Raw genomic sequence first — 21,643 nt, 5'->3', positions numbered from 1 at the left:
ATGCTTTCGGAAACCATAGCCCCATCCTTTCCTGCCTTGCCCGCCAGTTTTAACATGGCGGCGCATGTCTTGGCGCAAGCCTCTGACCAACCGGACAAGCCCGCGTTAGAGCTGCTGCACGCAGATGATACCGAAGTTTGGACCTATGCCCAAATTGCCCGTGCAGTACGAGGCGTGGCAAGTGGGCTGCTGGCCCAAGGGTTGCACCCCGGCGACCGTGTCTTGATGCGGCTGGGCAATAGCGTCGAATTTCCAGTGCTGTTCTTGGCGTCCATAGCGGCGGGGCTGATCCCTGTGCCGACTTCGGCCATGCTGACAGGCCCAGAGGTGGCAAAGCTGTGCCAGTTGGTTACACCTGCGCTGATTGTGGCGGATGCAGATGTCCCTATCCCCACAGCGCCGCCCTGCCCTGTTTTGCCAGCCTCAAGGCTGGCCGATATGCACAGCCTGCCGCCAAAGCCCTTTGCGCTGGGCGATCCGAACCGGCTTGCCTATATCATCTTTACCTCAGGCACGGGCGGCCAGCCGCAGGCCGTGGCCCATGCCCACCGCGCCATTCTGGGCCGCGCGATGATGCTGCAAGGCTGGTACGGGCTGGTGCCCGATGACCGGCTGCTGCATGCGGGGGCGTTCAACTGGACCTATACTTTGGGCACTGGCCTGATGGACCCTTGGACCGTCGGCGCCACAGCCCTTATCCCTGCGCCCAACACTCAGGCCGCAGAATTGCCCGCCCTGCTGGCGCGCGCAAAGGCCACGATTTTTGCTGCGGCCCCCGGTGTCTACCGCCAAATGCTGCGCCAGTCTTTGCCCGCAATGCCCCACCTGCGCCACGGGCTTTCGGCGGGTGAGGCGCTGCCGAAAACCACCCGCGACAGATGGACTGCTGCCACCGGCACCCCGATATTTGAGGCGTTCGGCATGTCCGAAATCTCAACCTTCATTTCCGGCAGCCCCAGCCGCCCTGCGCCCACAGGCAGCACCGGCTATGCGCAACCGGGCCGCCACATCGCGCTGCTGGATGACATCGGCCAACCCACCCCCATCGGTACCCCCGGTATTTTGGCCGTAGACCGCCGAGACCCCGGCCTATTCTTGGGCTATTATGGCGACGAGGCCGCCACAAACGCGCGCTTTGCCGGTGATTGGTATCTGACCGGCGATACCGGACAGATGGCTGCGGATGGTGCGATTACCTATCTTGGCCGCAAGGATGATATGATGAACGCGGGCGGCTTTCGCGTGTCGCCCCTAGAGGTCGAGGCCGCAATGGCCAGCTTTCCCGGCATCACTGACTGTGCCGCGATTGAACTTGAGGTAAAGCAAGGCGCCACCATAATCGCGCTGGTCTATGCTGCGCCCACTGCTTTGTCCGACGCGGCGCTCGCCGCCCATGCCGCAACCAGTCTTGCCCGCTATAAACAACCCCGCGCGTTTTATCATCGCGCAACTTTGCCTCGCAATGCGAATGGCAAACTCAATCGCCGCGCTTTGCGCCTTCTCCTTTCCCAAACCTTGGATGTCCAATGATCCGCCTTGATATCTTTTCCGACCCGATCTGCCCGTGGTGCTATATCGGCAAAACCCTGCTTGACCGCGCGCTGGAAAGCCGCCCCGACCACCCGTTCAGCGTGGAATGGCACCCCTTTCAGCTGAACCCCGAGATGCCCGCACAAGGCATGGATCGCCGCGCCTATCTTGAGGGCAAATTCGGCGGCAAAAAGCAAGCGGTTGAGGTGTATGGCCGCATCGCCGAGGCCGCAATCGCCGCTGGCATTGATATCGACTTTGCCGCCATTCAGCGCACCCCCAACACCTTGAACGCACACCGCCTGATCCATTGGGCGGGGCTTGAAGGGCAGCAAAACGCTGTGATCGCCGCACTCTTTCGCGCCTATTTCAAAGATGGCCGCGATATTGGCAGCACGGATACGCTGGTCGATATAGCCCAAGCCTGCGGCATGGACGCCGGGGCCACCGAGCGTTTGCTTGCCACCGATGCCGACCGCGCCGAAATTATAGCCCGCGACAGTGATGCCCGCCAAAAAGGTGTTACCGGCGTGCCCGCCTTTCTGATTGCACAGCAATACATGATGGCCGGCGCGCAGCCGGTGAAAACATGGCAACAGGTCATCGACGAATTGCTGGAAACCATCGCGTCCGAGGCATGATCCTTGCCCATGTCCACTCGGGCTATTTGCTAGGCCAAGGGGACATGGCTGTGGCCTGTTGGGGGTTTTGTGGCTGCGGTGTTTTTGCACCTTGTCCTTGCTACCGTTGCGGGTGATATTCTGTGGGCGTGGCCTTGGCCTGACAGGTTCTTTCACCTGATCACCGTTCCGCCCGCGCACTCCCGCTGGGTTCTGACCTTTTTGCTGCACCCCGTGGCATGTCTTGAAATCGCGATTATCGCTGCCGCCGCCGTGCTCTGGCGCAAAAAAAAACAAAGGCTTACCCCCTCGTGAATACCCACCCCACCCAACGCATCGGCCAAGTCGAATTTATCGCAATGATCGCGATGCTCTTTGCCACCATCGCGTTTTCCATCGACAGCATGTTGCCCGCCTTGCCCGCAATCGCGGCCGAGTTAACACCAGATGTGCCGAACAATGCCCAACTTATCCTGACCAGCTTTGTGCTTGGCATGGGGGTTGGTACGCTGGTCGCGGGCCCGCTCTCCGACAGTTTTGGCCGCCGCCGCATCATCTTTCTGGGGGTTATGCTGTATTGTGTCGCCGCCGTAGCCGCCTATTTTGCGCCGACATTGGAAACCATGCTGCTGGCCCGCGTGGTCCAAGGGTTGGGTGTTGCCGCCCCGCGCGTCGTGTCGCTGGCGCTGGTGCGCGACCTTTATAAGGGGCGCGAAATGGCCCGCGTGGTCAGCTTTGCGATGATGATTTTCACCCTTGTCCCCGCTGTGGCCCCCTTGGCGGCCAGCGGTATTATCGCGGCCTTTGGCTGGCGTGCGATTTTTATCACCTTCATCTTGTTCGCAAGCCTCTCGTTGGCATGGCTGATGGTTCGCCAACCCGAAACCTTGACGCCCGAAAGCCGCCGTCCGTTCCGAGCCACCCCCTTAATTGCGGCCCTGCGCGAGGTGCTGTCGCACCGTACCATTGTCACCACAATCTTGGTGCAAACCCTTGTTCTGGGCGCACTTTTTGCTATGCTGTCCTCGGCACAACCCGTCATCGACGTGCAGTTCGGTCGCGCTGAAACCTTCCCGCTCTGGTTCGCGCTGGTCGCACTCTGTGCAGGGCTGGCAAGCCCCACCAATGCAGCCCTCGTCGGCAGGCTGGGGATGCGCTACCTTATCACCGCCACGCTGATTGGGCAGCTCGTCGTCTCAACGGCCATGCTGGCCCTTACGGTCACTGACCTGCTGCCACAGGCGCTTGCTTTTGCAGCGTTCATCATTTGGATGATCAGCGTTTTTGCAATGGCAGGCCTGACCTTGGGCAACCTGAACGCGCTGGCGCTTGAGCCGGTCGGCCATATCGCGGGCATGGCGGCATCGGTTGCGGGCTCTATTTCTACCGTGTTGGCAGTGTTGATCGCGGCACCGCTGGGCCTTGCCTTCAACGGCAGCTATGTGCCGCTGGTGTCTGGTATCGCGGTGATGGCGGTGCTTGCATTGGCGCTAATGCTATCCATCCCGCGTGACAAATCGTAATGAAAACGCGCCCATCCGAGGGCGCGTTATTTCTTTAGTTCCAACAGCTTCTCGGCCAAAGCTTTAGCAATCGCGAAGGCACCCTTGATCCGTTCGCCCTCGGTTTTCCAATCCTGCACAAGCACGATTTTATTGCCTGAAACCCGCGCCCCCGCCTGCGTTTTGATGAAATCCACCAGCCCCGCAGGGTTGGCGAATTTATCGTTGTGAAACTGCACCGTAGCGCCCTTTGGCCCTGCATCAAGCTTGGCAATACCTGCGCGTTTGCACATCGCCTTGATACGCACGACCAGCATCAACGTGTTCACTTCTTTGGGCAGCGGGCCAAACCGGTCGATCAGCTCGGCAGCAAAACCTTCCAGTTCGACCTTGGTCGCAAGGCCAGAAAGCCTCCGATACAGCCCCAAACGCAGGTCGAGGTCTGGCACGTAAACCTCTGGAATCAATACTGGAACGCCCAAATTGATATTCGGTGCCCATTGGTCATCAACCTCGGCCAGCCCCGAAATTTCACCAGATCGCAGCTTGGAAATCGTCTCTTCCAGCATGCTTTGGTACAGCTCATAGCCGACCTCTTTGATATGGCCGGATTGCTCCTCACCCAACAGGTTACCTGCGCCGCGTAAGTCCAAGTCATGGCTGGCTAAATTGAAGCCGGCACCCAGACTGTCCAAGCTGCCCAGCAACCGCAACCGTTTCATCGCCTGCGGCGTCAACGGCACGCGCGGCTTGGTGGTCAAATAGCAATAGGCCCGCGTTTTCGCGCGCCCAACACGGCCGCGGATTTGGTAGAGCTGGCTAAGCCCGAACATATCAGCACGGTGCACGATCATCGTGTTGGCCGTCGGAATATCCAAACCTGACTCTACGATTGAGGTAGCGACCAGAACATCTTGTTTTCCATCATAAAAATTGTTCATCCTCTGATCAAGATCACCAGCCGCCAACTGCCCGTGACCCACTATATAGGTCACCTCCGGTACATGGGTTTTCAGGAAATCTTCGACAAATGGCAGGTCAGAAATACGCGGCACGACAAAGAAAGACTGTCCCCCACGATAGCGTTCGCGCAGCAACGCTTCGCGGATCGTTACCGTATCAAATTCAGACACATAGGTCCGAATGGCCAAACGGTCCACCGGCGGCGTGGCGATGATCGACAGGTCGCGCACACCCGTCAGCGACAGCTGCAATGTGCGTGGAATAGGCGTCGCTGTTAACGTCAGCACATGCACATCTGACCGCATTTCCTTAAGCCGCTCTTTGTGTCCAACGCCGAAATGTTGTTCTTCATCAATGACTAACAAGCCGACGTTCTTAAACTTGATTGCTTTGGCAAGCACAGCATGTGTGCCCACGACGATATCCACTGTACCATCAGACAACCCTGCCCGCGTACCTGCTGCATCCTTTGCACTAACAAACCGCGACAATGGCTTGATGTTAATTGGAAATCCGCGAAACCGTTCCACAAAGCTGCGATAGTGTTGCCGTGCCAACAATGTTGTCGGTGCAATCACCGCAACCTGCATCCCCGACAGGGCCGCGACAAAGGCCGCCCGCATTGCAACTTCGGTTTTACCAAACCCGACATCTCCCACGACCAACCGGTCCATCGGACGGCCTGCCTCTAAATCCGCAATCACATCGCCAATCGCGGTCAGCTGATCCTCGGTTTCGGTATAGGGGAACCGCGCGGCAAAGGCCTCCCACATCGAATGTGGGGCATCTAGCACCGGCGCTTTGCGCAAATGCCGCTCTGCTGCGATCCGCATCAGGCGTTCCGCAATCTCACGGATACGCGCCTTCAGCTTTGCCTTCTTGGCCTGCCATGCGCCGCCGCCAAGCCGGTCGAGCAGCCCTTCTTCATGGCCATAGCGACTTAGAAGTTCAATGTTTTCAACAGGTAGGTAAAGCTTGGCATTCTCGGCATATTCAATGCTCAGGCATTCGTGCGGCGCGCCAAGGGCCGTGATCATTTCCAGCCCGTGATAGCGCCCGACGCCATGTTCAACATGCACAACCAAATCGCCGGGGCTAAGGGTGTCGGCGTTGCGCAGGAAGTTATCGGCTTTGCGCTTGTGTTTTGGCTTGGACACAAGGCGGTCGCCCAGCACGTCTTGCTCGGAAATCACCGCCAGATCTGGGGCCGTAAAGCCCGCCTCTAACGGCCAGATCATCAAGAACAAGCCGCCCTTGCCCTTTACCTCACGTATATCCGAAACCTCAACCGCGCCTTCGATGCCTTGATCGGTGATCAGCCCCCGCAACCGTTCGCGCGCCCCTTCGGACCATGACGCAATGACCACATTGCCCGCTATGCGCAACACTTTAACATGATCCGCCAAGGCATTAAAAAGACTGATATTTTCCTGCTGACGTTCTGGCGCAAAGCTGCGCCCCATCCGCCCGCCGGCATCCAAAACTCCCGGCCCCGGTGATTGCGCAAGGGGCGACAGTTGGACGACGCGCACCTCGGCCAAAGCAGCACCCCATGCCGCATCGTCCAGATAGAGCAACCCCGGCGCTGCTGGTTTGTAAACCGTATCCATCCTGCCCTTGGCGCGCATCGACTCGGCCCGTGCATCATATTGGTCGTCGATGCTTTCCCACCGCGCCAGCCGCATCGGCGTGACCTGATCGTCCAGCATCACGGCGGCATTGGGGATATAGTCAAACACCGTTTCCATCGCGGCATGGAAAAACGGCAGCCAATGCTCCATCCCTTGATGCTTGCGGCCTGCGCTTACCGCCTCATACAGCGGATCCTCGGACCCGCCTGCGCCAAATTCTACGCGGTAGTTCTGGCGAAACCGCGCAATCGCCGCCTCGTCCAAGATCACCTCGGACACGGGCGCAAATTCGACCGCTTTCAGTTTTTCCGTGGTGCGCTGGGTTTCAGGGTCAAACCGCCGCGCGCCGTCCAGCACATCGCCAAACAGATCAAGCCGCACAGGCCCCCCCAGACCCGGTGGATAAATATCAATAATCCCGCCGCGAATGGCATAGTCGCCCGGCTCGGCCACGGTTGGGCTGGGCGTGAACCCCATGCGCGTCAGGAAATTGCGCAGCGCCTCTTCGTTCATCCGGTGGCCGACGGTCGCCGAAAACGACGCATCGCGCAACACTTGGGCCGCGGGCATCCGCTGGGTCGCGGCATTCAGCGTGGTCAGCAGCACAAACGGCCCCGGCACCCCATGCGCCAGTGCGGCCAAAGTCGCCATCCGCCGCGAGATGATATCAGGGTTGGGCGATACCCGATCATAGGGCAAGCAATCCCACGCAGGCAGTTCCAACACTACAACGCCGGGTGCCATCACGGCCAGCGCCTCGCGCATCGCCTCTAGGCGTTTGTCATCTCGTGCGACATGGATTACCGGCACACCGCGCGCCAATTCCCGCGCCAGCAACTGTGCGTCAAAACCCTCGGGCGCGCCGCCCAGTATGATCGGTGGGTTTGCCATCAGATCACTGCGGCCAAATCGCGAAAACCTGCATGTTTTGCCACATGCCCCAAAGCGAGGTGATAAAGATTGATACCATCCCGATTGCCTGCACCTTCATCCGGTGCCGCGACAGCTTGCGGTACAAAGCATCGCCTTCCATCTGCTGCACCGAAACCTGCTGCGCTGTAGACAGGCTAAGCGCCCCGACAATCGCCATCGGCAACAGCAGTAAAAATAACGCTTGCGCAAACTCTATCCAATAGACAAAGCCCAGAACCACCAGCACCGTAAATACAAACGCGCCGATCGCAATAAGCCACAGCCCCGAAACGCGCGCGATATACAGCATGCGCCGGGTGTTGATTCCCACCAAATCGTGCAAGTCTTGTTCCGCCTGACCGCCGTTGCTGCGCGCCTTGGTCACCAAATCAAACGGCACCCCTAAAATCCAATGGCTGGTCGTCGACCATAAAACCGCCAACGCAATCCAATACCAAAGATTCGAAAACGACCTAATGTCGATCAGATCGAAAATCGTTTTATACCAATCCACTAGGTCAACCTTTTTCGTAATTTTCCGCGCAGCACAGGTATTGGCTTTGGCGTGATTGCGACATTCCTACTCTTGAGACGCGGGCTTTTCCATGGCAGGCAGAAGAAAACATGCGCCGCCTTGCAATCAGACCACAGCAAAAGGAAACCGATGATGCGTCCTACCACAGGCCAATACCCCGCCACACGCTTTCGCCGCTTGCGTAAATCTGATGGTTTGCGGCGGCTCGCGCAGGAAAATACACTCTCGGTGAATGATCTGATCTGGCCATTATTCGTCCGCGACGGCGTGAATATGCGCGAGCCTGTGGCCTCTATGTCCGGGGTCGAGCGGCTTTCGGTGGATCTGATTGTGCAAGCTGCAGAACAGGCCGCCGCCCTCGGCATTCCGGCCATTTGCCTCTTTCCCTATACCGACCCTGCCAAACGGACTGAGGATTGTGCCGAGGCGTGGAGCGCGGACAACCTTGCCAACACCGCCATTCGCGCCATTAAGGCCGCCGTGCCCGACATGATGGTGATGACCGATGTGGCCCTCGACCCTTATAATATCAACGGCCATGACGGGCTTGTGCGCGATGGCATCATCCTGAATGATGAAACGATTGAAGCGCTCGTGAAAATGAGCCTCGCGCAGGCCGAGGCTGGGGCCGATATTCTGGGGCCGTCGGATATGATGGATGGCCGTATCGGGGCCATGCGCCAAGCGCTTGAAATGTCAGGCTATAAGGATGTGGCAATTCTGTCTTATGCTGCCAAATACGCCAGCGCGTTTTACGGCCCGTTCCGCGATGCTGTGGGCGCAGGCAGCCGACTGGTGGGCGACAAAAAAACCTATCAGATGAACCCTGCCAACTCGGATGAGGCGATGCGCCTGATTGAGCGCGACCTGACCGAGGGGGCCGATATGGTCATGGTCAAACCAGGCATGCCGTATCTTGATATTTGTCGCCGCGCCAAGGAAACCTTTGGCGCGCCGACCTATGCCTACCAAGTGTCGGGCGAATACGCGATGATTATGGCCGCCGCGCAAAACGGCTGGATCGACGGGGACGCGGCGATGCTGGAAAGCTTGATGGCGTTTCGCCGTGCCGGATGTGACGGGGTGCTGACCTATTTTGCCCCGCGCGTGGCCGCTATGTTGCAAAACCAACCCTAGTGCGCATGGGGGCACATGGCGGGCCACACGGCAAAAATGCGCCCAACACATGCAAATTCCGGCCCAAACAGATGACAGCCGGTTTAAACCACGCTATCCTTTTGCCAGGCGGTCCAGTGCGGCCCAAGGATGATAAGCAATCAGCGACCAGAGAAAACTCTGGCGCGGAATATGAGGCGGCAGAAAATGACTCTTTTGAATAGACGCAGCTTTTTGGGAACCTCGGCGGCAGGTCTGGCACTTGGTGGTTGTTCCAATGGCATTGGCAATGACGGCGGCGCACGGCTCGACGGCCGGGTAGACGCCACCCGCGATTATTTGTTTGGCAGTTTTCCCGGCACGCGTGATCTGGCGCAACGGGCTTATGGCATCCTCTACATGCCTTTGATGACCGAGGCGGGGTTCGGTTTTGGCGCGGCTTACGGCCAAGGTGCCTTGCGCATCAATGACGTGACGGTTGATTTCTATTCCGCCACCCGCGCGACCTTTGGCCTGCAAATCGGCGCACAGCAATATGCCCATGCCCTGTTCTTTATGACCGAGGCATCTTTGGGCGATTTCCGGCGGTCGAACGGTTGGGCTGCAAGCGCCGATATCCGCTATGCCGTGCCGAATGAAGGGGCCAGCATTGGCAAGGAAACCACCGAGTATAACCCGGTGATCGCCTTTGTCTTTGGCCAATCCGGCCTGATTTTGGGTGCCACTCTGGCAGGCTCCAAATACAACCGCATCATTCCTTAAACGATTATTTTCCATCATTGGGTGCAAGGCGCGTCCTTGCACCCAATGGAAATATTCTGAATGTCGCTTGCCCCCCTTATCGCCTGTTATGTAAGGGATAAGGAGGGCAAAGCGGCGTTAGCCCCTATTTCAGGCGTTTGATAAGGCTAGAGGTATCCCAGCGTCCGCCGCCCATGTTTTGCACGTCTTTGTAAAACTGATCGACCAACGCGGTCACAGGCAGGCTTGCGCCAATCTCATTCGCGGTGGCCAAGCAAATTCCCAAATCCTTGCGCATCCAATCCACGGCAAAGCCATGCGTGAAATGTTCGTCTAGCATGGTCTGGTGCCGCGCGTTCATCTGCCAAGAGCCAGCAGCCCCGCCTGAAATTACCTCAACCACCGCACGCCCGTCCATGCCCGCCTTTTCTCCAAAGGCCAACGCCTCGGCCAAGCCCTGCACAAGGCCAGCAATGCAAATCTGGTTCATCATCTTTGCGATCTGCCCTGCGCCACTGTCACCCAGCCGTTTGCAAATCTTGGCATAGGCTTCGATCACCGGTTCGGCCTCGACATAATGGCTAACGTCGCCGCCACACATCACCGACAACACCCCGTTTTCCGCCCCAGCCTGCCCGCCAGACACCGGCGCATCGACAAAGCCTAAACCCAGCCCGCGTGCTAAAGCTTCCATCTCGCGCGTGACCTGCGCCGAAACGGTGGTATGATCGACAAATATCGCCCCCGGTTTCATCCCCGCGAATGCCCCGTCTTCGCCCGTGCAAACCCCTCGCAAATCGGCATCATTACCAACACAGGCAATCACAAAATCTTGCCCCACCGCCGCCTCACGCGGGGTTGCCGCCGCCTGCCCGCCGTGTTTGGCTACCCAAGCCTCGGCCTTGGCGGCCGTGCGGTTATACACTGTCACCTCATGCCCGTTGGCGGCCAAATGCCCCGCCATCGGAAATCCCATTACGCCCAAACCCAAAAATGCCACTTTTGCCATTGCCCAAACCCTTCCAATTGCCTCGCGCTACAGTTTCGCATAGGTAACCACCAAACCTCTGACGTCAAGAAAAGACCCAACATGCTCCTCGCGTTTCGCTGGCTTACCCGGATTTTTATCGCTCTGCTGGCCCTTGGCGCGGTGGGGCTGCTGATCGCCTATTTCTTTTTGTCGCGCTCGCTGCCCGATTATTCCGCCAGCTATCAGCTTGAGGGCGTGACAGGCGATGTCGAGATCGTGCGCAACAATGCCAACGTGCCGCATATCTTTGGCCCCACCGATGCAGATGTGTATTTCGCGCTTGGCTTTGCGCATGCCCAAGACCGGCTGTGGCAAATGACGATGCTGCGCCGCACCGCCCAAGGCCGGCTGTCCGAGGTGTTTGGCGAACGCACCCTGAAAATTGACGAGCTGTTGCGCCGCTATGACCTCTATACGCTCGCCAGCCAATCGGTTGCCGCCCAAGATGACGCAACCAAACAAGCGCTTGAGGCCTATTCGCGCGGTGTAAATGCTTGGATTACCGAGATCAACCTGAACGCCTTGGGCCGTGGCGCACCTGAATTCTTCTTTTTCACCAATGAAATCGCCACATGGCAACCTGCGGATTCTATCGCCATTCTAAAGCTTATGGCCTTGCAACTGTCGGGCCAGTTGGATGCCGAAGTTCTGCGCGCCCGCACCTCGATGCTGCTGCCCGATAACCGGTTGCGTGATATTCTGCCCGATGCCCCCGGCACAGCACTTGCCGCCCTGCCCGATTACGCCAGCCTGATGCCCGAGCCGCCCCCCGGTGGCTTTCCTCAGCGTGAGGCGTTTGACCCGTTGTCGCCGTTCAAACCTGCCCCTTTTGCGGGTGCGTCCAACGCTTGGGCCGCAGCGCCTGAACGCTCGGCGGCAGGTGGGTCGCTCTTGGCCAATGACCCGCATCTCGACTTTACGGCGCCCACCATTTGGTATTTGGCCCGTCTCCAATTTGCCAGCGGTGGCGTGATCGGGGCCACCATTCCGGGCGTGCCGGCTGTGCTATTGGGCCGCTCGGATGCTTTGGGCTGGGGCCTGACCTCATCTTATCTGGATGACCAAGACGTTGTTATGGAACGGGTGAACCCCGATAACACCGAGCAATATGACAGTGGCGCTGGCTGGAAAGACTTCACTTCGCGCCGCTCTATCATCACCGTCAAAGACCATGACCCTGTGACCATCACCCTGCGCTGGTCCGAGGCTGGGCCGATTTTGCCCGGCTCTCACTACAACCTTGCCACCGTCACCCCGCCTGGCCATGTGGCCGCGCTGGAATGGACGGCGCTTTCGGCCAATGATACCTCGATGACAGCAGCGATCCGCCTGATGAAATCGCATAACGTAGACGAAGCCATTGAGGCTGGTCGCCTGTTCATAGCCCCGTCGCAAAACCTGATGCTGGCCGATAAAGCCGGCATCGCGTTTCAGCTGATCGGCGCTGTGCCAAACCGTAACCCCGCGCATGAAACCCAAGGCCGGATGCCAAGCCTTGGCGAACACCTGCAAAACCGCTGGGACGGCGTAATGGATTACGACACAAACCTGCGTATCCTGAAACCGACCTCGGGGCTGCTGGGCAACACCAACAACAAAACCACCGACACGGCGTTTCCTAATAATATCAGCTTTGTCTGGGGTGATACCCACCGCATCCAACGCTGGCTAACCCTGATGAAAACGCGTGAGGTCCATACACGCGAAAGCTTTATCGAGGCGCAACTGGATACCGTTTCCCCTGTGGCCCGCGCCATTCTGCCATTGATTGGAGCCGATCTGTGGTTTACCGGCACGCCATCCCCCGCAGGCACGCCCACACGGCTGCGCGAGCAGGCGCTTGACCTGTTGGCCGCATGGAATGGTGAGATGAACGAGCATTTGCCCGAGCCGCTTATCTATGCCGCATGGCTGCGCGCGCTGCAAACACGACTGATCCATGATGAGCTCGGCCCCTTGGCCGACAGCTTTATCCACCCTGATCCGGTGTTCATCGAACGGGTTTACCGCAATACCGACGGCGCCGGAAAATGGTGCGATATTATCCAATCGGCCACGATTGAAACCTGCACCGATATTGCCCGCATCGCATTGGATGATGCGCTGCTGGAACTATCGGAACGCTATGGCCCGAGTATCGAGACATGGCGTTGGGGCGATGCGCATGAGGCCACGCATGACCACCCTGTTTTGGGCAACGTGCCCTTGCTGCGTTATTTCGTAAACATGCGCCAAAGCACTTCGGGCGGTGACAGCACGCTGATGCGAGGCCTGACCAAAGGCACCGGCCCCGACCCGTATGAAAACGTCCATGGTGCGGGCTATCGCGGTGTGTATGATTTCGCCGATCCTGACAGTTCGGTTTTCATCCTGTCCACCGGTCAATCTGGCCACCCGCTGTCACGCCATTACGATGATCTTGGCGTGTTGTGGCGGCGCGGTGAATATATCCCGATGTCACTCGACCCCGAGTTGGCGCGGGCTGCCGCTGTGGGCGTTACGCATCTGTCCCCTGTGCCGAAATAGCCATTGCCTATGAAAAAGCCTGTGAATCGCTTAATTCACAGGCTTTTCTGTTAATATATGTGGTGGCTCAGAGCGCGGCAAAGGCCTTTTCTTGGCGTTCCGTCCAGCTTACCGTCAGGTCCCAGCCGCTCTCGGTCAGCGTCTCATCCACAATCACGCCTTCCGAATGCAGCCACGCATGTTTGCGCCCTTCGGCAAAGCCAAGGCTAAACTTTGCCTCGGATTTCTTGGCCTCAAAGACGTGTGATACCGCCAAAAGCAGTCCGTCAATCCCGTATCCCGTCACCGCTGACAGTGCGAAAATCCGGTCCGATTTATCGGCTTGCTGTTCAAGCTGCGCCCTTACCGACTCTGACACCAGATCCAGTTTGTTCCAAACCTCAAACTGCGGCGTGTCAGATTTCACCCCAAGCGAGGTTAAAATATCGGCAACATCCGCGGCCTGTTCCGCCGATTCAGGGTGGCTGATATCGCGGACGTGCAAGATCAGGTCGGCCTCCAACACTTCCTCTAGCGTCGCGCGAAACGCGGCCACCAACTGGGTGGGAAGGTCGGAAATAAAGCCCACCGTATCGGATAGGATCACCTTGCTGCCATCGGGCAGCTCCATCCCGCGCATCGTTGGGTCTAGGGTGGCAAACAGCATATCCTTGGCCAGAACTTCGGCGCCGGTGATCTGATTGAACAGCGTCGATTTGCCCGCGTTGGTATAGCCGACCAAGGCCACCACCGGAAACGGCACTTTGCGCCGCGAGGCACGGTGCAATTCGCGGGTTTTGACAACCTTATCCAACTGCCGCTTGATCCGCACCACTTGGTCGTCAATCGCGCGGCGATCCGATTCGATCTGCGTCTCACCCGGACCGCCCACAAACCCCAGCCCGCCGCGTTGGCGTTCAAGGTGGGTCCAAGCCCGCACAAGCCGGGTGCGCTGATACGACAGCGCAGCCAGTTCAACCTGCAAAACACCTTCGCGGGTGCGTGCCCGATCGGCAAAAATTTCCAAAATCAATCCGGTCCGGTCCAGCAGCTTGACGCCCCATTCCTTTTCCAAATTGCGTTGCTGAACAGGCGTGACCGGTCCATCAACCAGCACCAACTCGGTGCCCAAGTCATGCATCCGCGCCTTCAGCTCGGCCACTTTTCCTGTGCCAAACAACGTGCCAGGCAGCAGCTTGGACAGGCGCACGACCTCGCCACCCACAACATCCAAACCCGGCAAAGCACTGGCAAGCGATGTCGCCTCGGCCAGCCCGTGTTCGGGCAAGCGCCGCGCGCGTGCGGTTTTCAAATCGGGGTGCAAAACATATGCGGGTGTTTGCTGGGCACGGGTATCATGCCCAGCCAAACGCCGCTCAACCGAGAAGCCTTCGTTCTCGTCGTGATCGTCGATTTCCAAGCTTATTCTTCGCCTTCATATAGGCTGATCGGTGCGCCAGGCATGATCGTCGAAATCGCGTGTTTGTAAACCAATTGCGACTGACCATCGCGGCGCAACAGCACACAAAAGTTATCAAACCAAGTGATGACGCCTTGCAATTTAACGCCGTTGATCAAAAAAATCGTCACAGGCACCTTGGCCTTGCGAACGTGATTCAAAAATGCGTCTTGAAGATTTTGTTTATCCGAAGCCATTATTCTTGCCTTTTTTTCTTATTTGTTACTGACTTTGCCTTCGATCCCTCTGCCGAGGCGCAAAAAACACTATGAAACGGCTTTTCCAGAGTTTCCAGCCCAAAAACAGCATTAGCCCCCCAGCAAAGGGGTAACCGTCTTACCTGCGCCACACTCCGGGCGAAAACAGTGCCAAAATAGCCAAAATTTCGACGCGCCCGACAATCATCGCGCCGCCAAGGATGAATTTTTCTGAAAACGTCAGCTCGATGATGCGAATGGGCACCTCGGTCGCCAAAGAGGCCAATGGGCCTGTCGTGGTCACGGCCGCAACCGTCAGCACCAAGCTATTTTCAAATTCAAGACCGCGCAATGACAAGGCCGCAACCACAATCGCGAATGTCATTGCGTAAAGCATAAAGAAGATCCACGCGACATAGGCCCCGCCTTGCCGCAACTGGCGCTCGGCCTGCCCGCCGCCGCCGATGGAGTTGGGGTAAACCAGCCGGTCCATCTCGCGCTCGCCGTGCCGCGCCAACGCATAAACCCGCAGCAGCTTTAGCCCGCCAGCCGTGGTCGCAATGCCGCCGCCCATCATCGCAAGGCCCAGCAACACAAGCCCCGGACTGTTCAGCCCCGACCAAAGCTGCGCCTCTTGCCAGTCCGAGCTTTCAAAACCCGTGGTGGTTAGGAAAGACATTGTCGTAAACAACCCGCCCCACAACGCATCAAATGCCGCTGGAAAGTTCAAAACATCATCGGCGGCCAAAGCCCCTAACCAATGGCGCAGAAACAATAGCCCCGGCACAATGATCAGGAAAAACGTCGCCAGCTGCACCTCATGGTCGTCAAAGATCGAGCGGTTACGGTCGGTCAATACCGCGCCGGGCATACTGCGGCGGGTGATGGCCAGTGCCATAAACGCAAAGACCAGCATTTCCGAAATCAAACCACCCCCAGCACTTACCATGGGTTGGCCATTGGTAATACCGCTGGTCGAAAGCGTTGAAAGGGCATAACAAAATGCCGTTGTACCGGACTCGCCAGCCATTAACAGCAAAATCCAAAGCAGCAGCGTTAGCCCGACATAGGCCGGAAACAGCGTAACCGAATGACGTATCAGGCGGTCAGCAGGGCCCGCCGATTGCGTGACCTGCCCTGCCCCTTGGGCACTGCGCCCCGGCACACGGCCTGACAGCACCTCAACCCCGCCAAGGTTAAGCGGTGCCAACACGGCAACCGCCGACATCAGCACAAAGAACCCGCCCATCCAGCCAACAAGCGCCCGCCATAAATGCAGCGTGGGCGCCAAACGGCCCGCGTCATCATATTGGGTAAAGCCGGTGGTGGTAAACGAAGACACCATCTCAAACCACGCATTGGCAAAGGTGGTATCTTTCACCGCCTCGGCAAAGGGCACGGCGAACAGGATCGGCAGCCAGCAATATGCCCCCAGTAGCGCCGCCAACTGGCTGCGCGCCACCGAGCGCGGCCGGTAGTTGGCCGTGGCAATGCCGACCAAAACTGAAAGTATGAAAAACACAACTGCGCCATAGAAAAACGGCCGCGCAACGGCAAAATCGGAAAACACTGCCGCATGGGCCGCAGGCAGCAGCATCGCCAAAGACCCTATCCCCGAAAGGATAACCAGCAGCGGGAGCTCTAAAATGCGCCGTATCATATCCGACTAGAAGAAATCGACCGAGACTTGCAGCAGGCGCTCAACCTCTGGCACGTCTTTGGTCATGGCAAACAGCGCGATCACATCGCCCTCTTCGACGCGCAAATCGCCGTTTGGCTTCATCACTTTGTCACCCTTCATCACCGCGCCAACCAACACACCTTCGGGGAAGGCAATGTCGCGGATCAATTTGCCAGAGAGCGGCGAGGTCGACAGAACTTGCGCCTCAATCAACTCGGCCTCGGCATCGCCTATTGAATAGATCGCCTTGACCCGCCCATGGCGGATATGGCGTAAAATAGAGGAAACGGTGGTCGCCCGCGGGTTGATAAAGGCGTCAATATCCAACGCGCCCATCAACGGCACCAAAGTCGGGTCGTTCACCAGCGCGATCGCCATCGGGCAGCCCGCCTGTTTGGCCCGCACAGCGACCAAAAGATTGGTTTTATCATCATCTGTAACGGCCAGAACCGCATCGGCGCGGTCGATACCTGCCTCTAGCAGAATATCCATATCCATGCCGTCACCGTTCAAAACGATGGTGCGTTCCAACCCGTCAGCAGCTTTTTCGGCGCGGGCACGGTCTTTTTCAATAATCTTGGCACGCATCCGGTCGGTCCGCGCCTCTAGCGCGCGGGCCACGCCAAGGCCCACGTTGCCGCCGCCAACGATCACAATACGCTCTTGCTTGCGGGTGGTTTTGCCAAAGATTTCAAGCGTGCGGTTCAGGTCTTCGGTATGGGCGAATACATAAATCCGGTCCCCCCCGAACAGCTGGTCATTCGGGTCTGGCGCAAACAGGCGTTCGTCACGGCGCACCCCCACCACGATGGCGCGCAGGGTTGAAAACAGCTCGGACAATTGCCGCAGAGGGGTGTTCAGGACGGGGCAATCCTCATCCAGCACAATCCCCAGAAGCTGGGCCTTGCCGCCCATAAAGCTTTCCGTATCAAAGGTTGCAGGGGCGGCCAGCCGTTGCAACGCGGCCTCGGCCACCTCGCGTTCGGGACTGATCACCACATCAATCGGCAAGTGATCGCGGCGGTACAAATCGGCATAAATCGCGTCAAGATAGCTTTGCGACCGCAACCGTGCAATTTTGCGCGGGATCGAAAACACCGAATGCGCGACCTGACAGGTGACCATATTCACCTCATCCGAATGGGTCGCGGCGATGATCATATCCGCATCACGGGCACCTGCGCGGGCCAGAACATCGGGATAACTGGCAAAGCCAACGATGCCTTGCACATCCAAGGTATCCGTCGCACGCCGCACCAGATCGGCGTTGAAATCAACAACCGTTACGTCATTGTTTTCACCCGACAAGTGGCGGGCGATTTGCCACCCCACCTGCCCCGCACCGCAGATGATTACTTTCATGGGCCTGTTCTCCGTGGTCGCGGCATTTCCGGATCTGTTTGCCAGAACCGAGAGGAATGGTCAATCAACGCGAATGCAGCAAAGGGGAACACGGCCCTAGGAGTCGTCCTCATCATCATCATCTTCCAGTCGGGCCATACGCGCCCCTGATTTACTGGTGGTGACCACGCCCAGTGATTTTAGTTTGCGGTGCAAAGCGCTGCGTTCCATGCCGACAAAGCTGGCAGTTCGGCTGATATTGCCGCCAAAGCGGTTGATCTGGGTCAGCAGATACTCTTTCTCAAACAATTCGCGCGCCTCACGCAACGGCAATGTCGCCAGCGCGCCACTTAGCACCAAACGCCCTTCATCACGCCCCGCCGCTGGCTCATGCCCTGGCAACTCTTTTACATCGACTTCGCCCGTGCCATCACCAAGGATCAAAACCCGCTCAATCACGTTGCGCAACTGGCGCACGTTGCCCGGCCACTGCATGGTTTGCAGCATCGCCTCGGCATCAGACGTCAGCTTGCGCATCGGCAGGCCTTGGGTTTTATGAAACATATCAATAAAATACGTGGTGAGTTCCGGAATGTCCTCGCGCCGGTCCTCAAGGCTTGGCACCTCAATCGGGACGACGTTCAGACGGTCATATAACTCTTGGCGAAAGCGTCCGGCGGCAATTTCGGTCTGCAAATTGCGTGTGGTTGACGATATGACGCGCAAATCGACCCGTACTTTATCAACCCCGCCTACCCGCGTGAATTGCTGTTCAACCAACACGCGCAAAATCTTGGTTTGGGTGCCCAGCGGCATTTCAGCCACCTCATCAAAATAGACCACACCGCCATGCGCTTGTTCCAGCAACCCTTGCTCGACCCCGCGATCGGCGGTTTCGCGGCCAAATAACACCTCTTCCATGCGTTCGGGTTCAATCGTGGCCGAGGTCACAGTGACAAACGGGGCCGAGGCGCGGTTGGAATTGCTGTGAATAAACCGCGCCGCAAGCTCTTTGCCAGCCCCCGCAGGGCCCGTCAACATAACCCGCCCGTTTGACTTCGTTACTTTTTCAAGCTGCGATTTCAAACCCTTGAACGAGGCGCTTGACCCAAGCATATCCGAAGACGTGACATCGCGTCGCCGCAAATCCGTATTTTCGCGCCGCAGACGGCTTGTTTCCATCGCGCGGCTCACGACGACCATTAACTGATCGATATTAAACGGTTTTTCGATAAAGTCATAGGCACCCTGCTTGATCGCAGCGACGGCAATCTCAATATTCCCGTGGCCCGAGATGATAACCACCGGCACATCAGGATTATCGCGTTTCACGGTTTTCAGAATGTCGATACCGTCCATTTGGCTGTCTTTCAGCCAAATATCCAAGATCATCAAAGCAGGCGCTTCCGCCGCGATTTGGGCCATGCAATCATCCGAATTGCCCGCCAAACGCACGACAAAACCTTCGTCTTTCAGAATGTCACCGATCAACTCGCGGATATCACGTTCATCGTCTACAATCAGGATACTGCTCATATTTCCCCCTCGGCCTTACGGCCAGCGTTTCTTGCCCTTAGCCGCGGCAGGCTAATCTCAGCCATCGCCCCGACATGGGTGTTTCCGTCAAATTCGATCGCATCCAACAACGCCAGCGTGCCGCCGTGCTCTTCGATGATTTTCTTTACAATCGGCAGGCCAAGCCCCGTACCATTGGCGCGCGTGGTGACATAAGGCTCAAATAATCTAGCGCGGTCGGGCGGCAAGCCAATGCCATTATCGGCTATGCGGATCACTATGTGGTCAGGCGCCGCCGAAAGGCTTACTCTGATCTCGGGCACGAAGCCTTCAACCTTTTGCTTTTCTACAAAGGTTTCAATGGCTTCGCCACCGTTTTTTATCAGGTTTGTTAAGGCCTGCGAAATCATGGTGGAATCCAAATCCATCAAGACCGGCCCCTCTGCCACGTCGCGCACAAAACGAACGTTTGGCTGGCCCGCTTCTTGCAACAGCAGCGCATCTTGCAAAATCTTTACGATATCTTCCTCACGCCGAACCGGTTCGGGCATACGGGCGAATTTAGAAAACTCATCAACAATGCGCCGCAAGTCATTGGTTTGGCGGATAATTACATCTGCATATTGATCCAAATCTGCGGCACTATCACCCACAAGCGGCCGAAACTTGCGCTTAATGCGTTCAGCAGAAAGCTGAATCGGGGTCAAAGGATTCTTGATCTCATGCGCGATACGGCGGGCCACATCGCCCCACGCGGCCATGCGCTGCGCCGAAACAAGATCGGTTACATCATCAAAGGCCACCACATAGCCTTCCAACTCTCCGGTATCCGACCGCCTGACGCTCATCCGAACCAGCAGGCTTTCCATGCGCCCCTTGCGGGTAAGCCGGATTTCTTCTTGAACCGATGCACCAAGACCATCGCGCAGACGTTTGAAAAGGTTGTCAAATTCAGGAACAAGCGTCATTAGCCCATGCCCATGGCCACCGCCTTGCACATCCAGCAAACGCTCGGCTGCGCGGTTGACAAAATCAACCCGCCCATCCGCGTCAAGCCCGATAACCCCCGCCGTGACCGAGGATAAAACGCTATCAAACAGCCGCCGCCGCCCTTCGGTTTTGACGTTGCTTTCCACCAAAGCATCGCGCTGGCCCTTTAGTTGCCGCGTCATCTGGTTGAACAAACGCCCCATCATCGCGATTTCGTCGTCGCCCTCTTCCTCGGGGATCTGTACATCCAAATCGCCACTGCCGACCTTTTGCGCCGCCCCCGCCAAACGGCCAATCGGGCGCGACAGGCGTTCGGCCAGCCAAAGGCCCAGCCAAATCGCCGCCAAAATCAGAATGACGGCAAAGCCAAGGTACAAAAGCCCGAATTCAAACAGCAATCGCCCGCGCTCGGCCTCAAGCTGTTGGTAGAGCGTCACCGTTTCGCGGGTCTCATCCAACAGGCTCAGGATATTGCCGTCCACACTGCGCGAAATATACAAGAACCGGTCGACATAGGCGGTTAGAAAGACCAAAGCGCGCAGCTCATTGTTGGGCCAATCTTCGATCAACACGGTCTCGCCAGCCCGCGCGCGGGCAATATCATCCGCCGTTAACGCTTCAAAATCAAAAAGATATGACCGTTCACCACGGGTTTTCAGGGTGCCTGATCCGTCAATCAAATAGGCCTCTTTCAGCCCGCGCTGAACAGCGGCCTGCCCCTGCGTCAGCACCGGGCGCAACTGGTCGTCAGCCAGAAAAAAGGTGCTTTGCTTGGCCAGATTAAGATAGGCGGCAAGGCTGTTCACATCCTCGGTCAAATCCTGGCGATGCTCGCCGTCATAGGCCTGCGCCGCAGCAAGCGAGTTGCCAACGACCGCGCGCACCCGTTCCGAAAACCAGCCCTCAAGGCCCACGTTAAAGGTGATCGTGGCAAAAACAGCGACCAGAACCGTTGGCGTCAGCGCAAGCAGCGCAAAAATCCCAGACATGCGCAGGTGTAGCCGCGAGCCCGCAGATTGGCTGCGCCGATCCGCGATCATCCGCGACACCCGCGCCAAAACCAAAGAGGCCACAACCAGCACATAAACCAAATCGGCCAGCAAAATGAGCCGCAAAAACAAAGACGTGGCACCTTGGTCAAACGGCCCAAGCGCCATAAGCGTGGCAAAGGCCAATGCCGGGCCCAGCGTAACCAACGTAAAAGTCATTATGGTCTGAAAACGCCGCTGCCTTCGCAACCGCGACAGCCGCAGCCAAGTACTACTCTGCATCACTGCCGAAACATCCGAAAACCCCCAAAACTGGCCAATCATTAAGGTGGCCATACATTGCGGCGTGACCGTTCGGGGTATCCCAAAAATGTCACGCCGCCTGT

The 21,643-nt window shown here is 57.7% G+C and carries 14 protein-coding genes and 1 pseudogene; 6 read left to right on the top strand and 9 right to left on the bottom strand.

Annotated features, from left to right (window positions below; genetic code table 11):
• From ACEN2J_RS06190 to ACEN2J_RS06180, 3 genes and pseudogenes are all read left to right on the top strand, one after another.
• Positions 1-1,530 carry a class I adenylate-forming enzyme family protein gene (locus ACEN2J_RS06190; protein WP_442104141.1) on the top strand — a complete coding sequence of 510 codons (1,530 nt, stop codon included), beginning with the start codon at positions 1-3 and terminating at the stop codon, positions 1,528-1,530.
• Positions 1,527-2,171, top strand: a complete 645-nt coding sequence (locus ACEN2J_RS06185) for a DsbA family oxidoreductase (RefSeq protein WP_442104140.1) — start codon at positions 1,527-1,529, stop codon at positions 2,169-2,171. The genes ACEN2J_RS06190 and ACEN2J_RS06185 overlap by 4 nt, the downstream gene beginning before the upstream one ends.
• 248 nt (positions 2,172-2,419) lie before the next feature.
• Positions 2,420-3,673 (top strand): annotated as a pseudogene (locus tag ACEN2J_RS06180) (multidrug effflux MFS transporter); the annotation flags it as partial.
• Between the two features lie 26 nt (positions 3,674-3,699).
• Here the strand turns inward: ACEN2J_RS06180 and mfd are convergent.
• Both mfd and ACEN2J_RS06170 read right to left on the bottom strand, forming a co-directional pair.
• On the bottom strand, positions 3,700-7,137 hold the full coding sequence (mfd, locus tag ACEN2J_RS06175) for a transcription-repair coupling factor (RefSeq protein WP_442104138.1): 3,438 nt from the start codon (positions 7,135-7,137) through the stop codon (positions 3,700-3,702).
• 4 nt (positions 7,138-7,141) lie between these two features.
• The gene (locus ACEN2J_RS06170; RefSeq protein ID WP_442104136.1) at positions 7,142-7,672 is read right to left on the bottom strand and encodes a component of SufBCD complex; all 531 of its coding nucleotides are present in this window, start codon (positions 7,670-7,672) and stop codon (positions 7,142-7,144) included.
• 153 nt (positions 7,673-7,825) lie between these two features.
• On the opposite strand from ACEN2J_RS06170, the gene hemB reads away from it, so the two are divergent.
• Together hemB and ACEN2J_RS06160 are read left to right on the top strand one after the other, a co-directional pair.
• Positions 7,826-8,830 carry a porphobilinogen synthase gene (hemB, locus tag ACEN2J_RS06165; protein ID WP_442104134.1) on the top strand — a complete coding sequence of 335 codons (1,005 nt, stop codon included), beginning with the start codon at positions 7,826-7,828 and terminating at the stop codon, positions 8,828-8,830.
• A 186-nt stretch (positions 8,831-9,016) separates the two neighbouring features.
• Entirely contained in the window at positions 9,017-9,571 is a 555-nt protein-coding gene (locus ACEN2J_RS06160) for a twin-arginine translocation signal domain-containing protein (RefSeq protein WP_442104132.1), read from the top strand.
• A gap of 124 nt (positions 9,572-9,695) precedes the next feature.
• Here the strand turns inward: ACEN2J_RS06160 and ACEN2J_RS06155 are convergent, their stop codons facing one another.
• A complete protein-coding gene (locus ACEN2J_RS06155) occupies positions 9,696-10,559 on the bottom strand; it encodes an NAD(P)-dependent oxidoreductase (protein ID WP_442104131.1) in 864 nt (287 codons plus the stop codon).
• An 81-nt stretch (positions 10,560-10,640) separates the two neighbouring features.
• On the opposite strand from ACEN2J_RS06155, the gene ACEN2J_RS06150 reads away from it, so the two are divergent.
• Complete coding sequence (locus ACEN2J_RS06150; protein ID WP_442104129.1) at positions 10,641-13,106, top strand: penicillin acylase family protein; 2,466 nt, start codon at positions 10,641-10,643, stop codon at positions 13,104-13,106.
• A 67-nt stretch (positions 13,107-13,173) separates the two neighbouring features.
• Here ACEN2J_RS06150 and hflX read toward each other — a convergent pair whose 3' ends face one another.
• From hflX to ACEN2J_RS06120, 6 genes are all read right to left on the bottom strand, one after another.
• Complete coding sequence (gene hflX, locus ACEN2J_RS06145) at positions 13,174-14,454, bottom strand: GTPase HflX (protein ID WP_442104171.1); 1,281 nt, start codon at positions 14,452-14,454, stop codon at positions 13,174-13,176.
• A 53-nt stretch (positions 14,455-14,507) separates the two neighbouring features.
• The gene (hfq, locus tag ACEN2J_RS06140; protein ID WP_022704857.1) at positions 14,508-14,741 is read right to left on the bottom strand and encodes an RNA chaperone Hfq; all 234 of its coding nucleotides are present in this window, start codon (positions 14,739-14,741) and stop codon (positions 14,508-14,510) included.
• A 139-nt stretch (positions 14,742-14,880) separates the two neighbouring features.
• Positions 14,881-16,401, bottom strand: a complete 1,521-nt coding sequence (locus ACEN2J_RS06135; RefSeq protein WP_442104127.1) for a potassium transporter TrkG — start codon at positions 16,399-16,401, stop codon at positions 14,881-14,883.
• A 6-nt stretch (positions 16,402-16,407) separates the two neighbouring features.
• Positions 16,408-17,784, bottom strand: coding sequence for a Trk system potassium transporter TrkA (gene trkA / locus ACEN2J_RS06130; RefSeq protein WP_442104125.1), 1,377 nt, complete (start codon positions 17,782-17,784; stop codon positions 16,408-16,410).
• A gap of 96 nt (positions 17,785-17,880) precedes the next feature.
• Complete coding sequence (gene ntrX, locus ACEN2J_RS06125; RefSeq protein WP_442104123.1) at positions 17,881-19,299, bottom strand: nitrogen assimilation response regulator NtrX; 1,419 nt, start codon at positions 19,297-19,299, stop codon at positions 17,881-17,883.
• Positions 19,296-21,539, bottom strand: a complete 2,244-nt coding sequence (locus ACEN2J_RS06120; RefSeq protein ID WP_442104170.1) for an ATP-binding protein — start codon at positions 21,537-21,539, stop codon at positions 19,296-19,298. The genes ntrX and ACEN2J_RS06120 overlap by 4 nt, the downstream gene beginning before the upstream one ends.
• Positions 21,540-21,643: the final 104 nt, after the last annotated feature.

Source organism: Pseudorhodobacter sp. W20_MBD10_FR17 (assembly GCF_052119765.1).
Lineage (GTDB): Bacteria > Pseudomonadota > Alphaproteobacteria > Rhodobacterales > Rhodobacteraceae > Pseudorhodobacter.
Note: the sequence above shows the minus strand (reverse complement) of the source record. Positions and strands in the feature narration are given on the sequence as shown.

Bases quoted from the DNA above. Each gene is read 5' to 3' on its own strand.
- ACEN2J_RS06190 (WP_442104141.1), top strand. From the start codon at position 1: ATGCTTTCGGAAACCATAGCCCCATCCTTTCCTGCCTTGCCCGCCAGT.
- ACEN2J_RS06185 (WP_442104140.1), top strand. From the start codon at position 1,527: ATGATCCGCCTTGATATCTTTTCCGACCCGATCTGCCCGTGGTGCTAT.
- mfd (WP_442104138.1), bottom strand. From the start codon at position 7,137: ATGGCAAACCCACCGATCATACTGGGCGGCGCGCCCGAGGGTTTTGAC.
- hemB (WP_442104134.1), top strand. From the start codon at position 7,826: ATGCGTCCTACCACAGGCCAATACCCCGCCACACGCTTTCGCCGCTTG.
- ACEN2J_RS06160 (WP_442104132.1), top strand. From the start codon at position 9,017: ATGACTCTTTTGAATAGACGCAGCTTTTTGGGAACCTCGGCGGCAGGT.
- ACEN2J_RS06155 (WP_442104131.1), bottom strand. From the start codon at position 10,559: ATGGCAAAAGTGGCATTTTTGGGTTTGGGCGTAATGGGATTTCCGATG.
- ACEN2J_RS06150 (WP_442104129.1), top strand. From the start codon at position 10,641: ATGCTCCTCGCGTTTCGCTGGCTTACCCGGATTTTTATCGCTCTGCTG.
- hfq (WP_022704857.1), bottom strand. From the start codon at position 14,741: ATGGCTTCGGATAAACAAAATCTTCAAGACGCATTTTTGAATCACGTT.
- ACEN2J_RS06135 (WP_442104127.1), bottom strand. From the start codon at position 16,401: ATGATACGGCGCATTTTAGAGCTCCCGCTGCTGGTTATCCTTTCGGGG.
- trkA (WP_442104125.1), bottom strand. From the start codon at position 17,784: ATGAAAGTAATCATCTGCGGTGCGGGGCAGGTGGGGTGGCAAATCGCC.
- ntrX (WP_442104123.1), bottom strand. From the start codon at position 19,299: ATGAGCAGTATCCTGATTGTAGACGATGAACGTGATATCCGCGAGTTG.
- ACEN2J_RS06120 (WP_442104170.1), bottom strand. From the start codon at position 21,539: ATGCAGAGTAGTACTTGGCTGCGGCTGTCGCGGTTGCGAAGGCAGCGG.